Below are 1,975 nucleotides of genomic sequence, written 5' to 3'. Positions count from 1 at the left end.
CGTCGTCAACATTCCCTTCGGTGGCGCCAAAGGCGGCGTTATCTGCGACCCGCACAAGATGAGTCAGGGCGAGCTCGAACGGCTCACCCGACGCTTTACCGCGGAACTGATCGAATTTATTGGTCCTGAAAAGGACATTCCCGCTCCGGACATCAACACCAACGAGCAGACCATGGCCTGGATCATGGATACCTACTCTATGCACATGCGTCAGACCGTGACCGCTGTCGTCACCGGCAAGCCGGTGAACATCGGCGGCTCTCGCGGCCGCACCGCCGCTACCGGACGCGGCCTCAGCGTCGTCTGCGATGAAGCGCTGAAGCACCTTGGCATTGCCTGCGAAGGCTGCAAGGTCATTGTGCAGGGTTTCGGCAACGTCGGCTCCAACGCCGCCAAACTGCTCTCTGAGAAGGGCTACAAGGTGATCGGTATCGCCGAGCACGACGGCGGCCTCTACAACGCCAACGGCATCGATATCCATGGCCTGCTGAAGTACAAGCAGCAGGCTGGCACCGTCGTCGGATTCAAGGAGGCCGAAGCCATCGATCCTCTGGAACTGCTCACATGGAAGACCGACATCCTTCTTCCAGCAGCGACCGAGAACGTCATCACCAGCCGCAATGCCGAACGGATCCAGGCCCGCATCCTCTGCGAGGGAGCCAACGGCCCCACCACCCCCATCGCCGACGAAATCCTCGCCGACAAGAAAGTCTTCGTCATTCCTGACATCATGGCCAATGCCGGCGGTGTCACCACCAGCTACTTCGAATGGGTCCAGGACCGCATGGGCTTCTTCTGGACGGAAGAAGAAGTCAATGCCCGCCTCGACAAAACCATGGCCGAAAGCTTCGCGGACGTCGTCCGCTATGCCCAGGCTCACAACGTCAACAACCGCCTCGCAGCCTACATGCTGGCTATCGATCGCGTTGCCTACAACATCCGCCAGCGCGGCATCTACGCCTGATGTCTCTCCCGGCAAAACAGTGGACCCTGCGATCCACTGTTTTGCTTGGCGGCAATCCCCGGCGAGTGACTAGAATAGGGTTGTCGTGAATCTCCCGAACTCCATCACGATGAGCCGCATTGCCAGCGTGCCGCTGCTCATCTGGGCGTTGTCTCCGGTCTTTCCCTGGAAAGACCTTCCTGGTGTGCAGGAGATCACCGCCTCGATTATCTTCATCCTCGCCTCCATCACCGATGGCGTCGACGGCTATCTCGCCCGGCGACGAGGCCAGGTCACCACGCTCGGCATACTGCTCGACCCTCTGGCAGACAAACTTCTGATCACATCGGGATACATCTGTCTGGTCAGCTACACGCCTTCCGTCGTGAAAGCCTGGATCGCCGTCCTGGTCATTGGCCGCGAATTTCTGGTCAACGGACTGCGCTCCATCGCCTCCACTGAGGGTTTCACCATCGAGGCCAGCGAGATCGGCAAGCTCAAGACCGTGCTCCAGATCGTCAGCGTTACGGCCGCCATCATGAACCATGGCTGGCAGACCTGGAATATCTACGGCTTCATCTTCGACTGGCACCTGGTCGCCATCACCGCAATCTACTGGATGGCCATCGTCTCGATCATCTCCGCCGTGGACTACTTCGTCGGCTTCTGGAAGAAGATCGATACCAAGTCCGAGATTCGCCGCAAGCGCCGCTCCTTCGTCCTCAGCCGCAAAAAGAAGAAGATCCTTCCCAGCGCCTCAGGTCCCCAGCGAGCCAGCTAACTCGTTCTGCTGAGCCACAAAGCGGGTGCCCCATGTCCGGGGTCCCCAACGAACTTGTTCGTTGGGGTGGTGCCCCTCGGGGACATGGGCCGTTCGAGCGTAGCTCGAATCGTGTTTGCTGAAATTCTGGGGTAATCCCGAACCCACCCTAACGTTGTGAGGGTGGGGCACCTGTAGGAGGTCAAGAGGTTGTTGACATCTGGAGCCTGCTGATGGGCGGGCGTAGGTTGAGGCTAGCATGAGGTCTTTGT

General features: G+C 59.3%; 2 protein-coding genes. Both read left to right on the top strand.

What is annotated here, in order from left to right; genetic code table 11:
- On the top strand, positions 1-964 hold a 964-nt coding region (locus AB4043_RS23910), incomplete at its 5' end, for a Glu/Leu/Phe/Val family dehydrogenase (RefSeq protein WP_442308303.1).
- Positions 965-1,049: 85 nt separating this feature from the next.
- On the top strand, positions 1,050-1,724 hold the full coding sequence (gene pgsA, locus AB4043_RS23905; RefSeq protein ID WP_442300650.1) for a CDP-diacylglycerol--glycerol-3-phosphate 3-phosphatidyltransferase: 675 nt from the start codon (positions 1,050-1,052) through the stop codon (positions 1,722-1,724).
- The last annotated feature ends 251 nt before the right edge of the window (positions 1,725-1,975 follow it).

Origin of the sequence: Terriglobus sp. YAF25 (assembly GCF_052113305.1) — a bacterium.
Taxonomy (GTDB): domain Bacteria; phylum Acidobacteriota; class Terriglobia; order Terriglobales; family Acidobacteriaceae; genus Terriglobus.
Note: the sequence above shows the minus strand (reverse complement) of the source record. Positions and strands in the feature narration are given on the sequence as shown.